The sequence below is a fragment of the Bradyrhizobium sp. Leo78 genome, assembly GCF_059512425.1.
This window is the reverse complement of record NZ_JCAMOT010000170.1, coordinates 1-702: the sequence shown is the minus strand read 5'-3', so window position 1 is coordinate 702 and position 702 is coordinate 1. Positions and strand designations below refer to the sequence as shown.

Genomic DNA, 702 nt, shown 5'->3' with positions numbered 1-702 from the left:
GCCGTCGGCGACGGCGCCAATGATCTCGGAATGCTGCAGCTCGCCGGCTCCGGTGTCGCCCTCCACGCCAAGCCCACCGTCGCCGCTCAGGCGCAGATGCGCATCAATCACGCCGACCTGACGGCGCTGCTTTATATCCAGGGTTATCGGAAGACCGATTTTGTGGCGGCTTGAACGTCCGATTTCAACAGAAGATGGACGTACAACAAAGGCGGCGCGGCAGCCCCTCTCCGCCCTCACCTGTGCTTGTCACAGGGATGAGGGAGGAGAGGTTGAGCGAGAACAGGAAGGCGGCACCTGGTCGCCACCGCCGCAGTTCTCCTATTCCATCGGCACCGCCACGAACCGCAGATCGCCGTTTGCCGATGCGATCATCAGCTGGGCGTTGCGACGGCCTTCCTGTTTCAGCGATTTCACCTTGGCCGCGACCGCATCCGGGGATTTCATGAACTCCTGTGCCACCTCGACGATAACGTCCCCTGGCTTCAACCCCTTTTCGGCCGAGGCGGAGCCGGGCTCCACCTCCGTCACGACGACGCCGTCGACGCTTTCGGCGATGCCGAAAGCCTTGCGTGTTTCGGGACTGAGGAGCGACAGCGACAATCCGAGCACGTTCTTCGGCGTAGCCGCATCCGGCGATACCTGGCCCTGTTGGTGCTGGTCCGGCGCCGGTGCGCCCGGTGCGGGCGCTGCCTGATCGCC

Annotated in this window: 2 protein-coding genes; one reads left to right on the top strand and one right to left on the bottom strand. The window is 64.2% G+C overall.

The annotated features are described in order from the left end of the window. Positions 1 to 174 (top strand): HAD hydrolase family protein (locus AC5ZG1_RS44120; RefSeq protein WP_496136530.1); only part of this gene is annotated, 174 nt, incomplete at its 5' end. 147 nt (positions 175 to 321) lie between these two features. On the opposite strand, the gene AC5ZG1_RS44115 is transcribed toward AC5ZG1_RS44120, so the two are convergent. Beyond that, positions 322 to 702 (bottom strand): PDZ domain-containing protein (locus AC5ZG1_RS44115; RefSeq protein ID WP_496136529.1); only part of this gene is annotated, 381 nt, incomplete at its 5' end.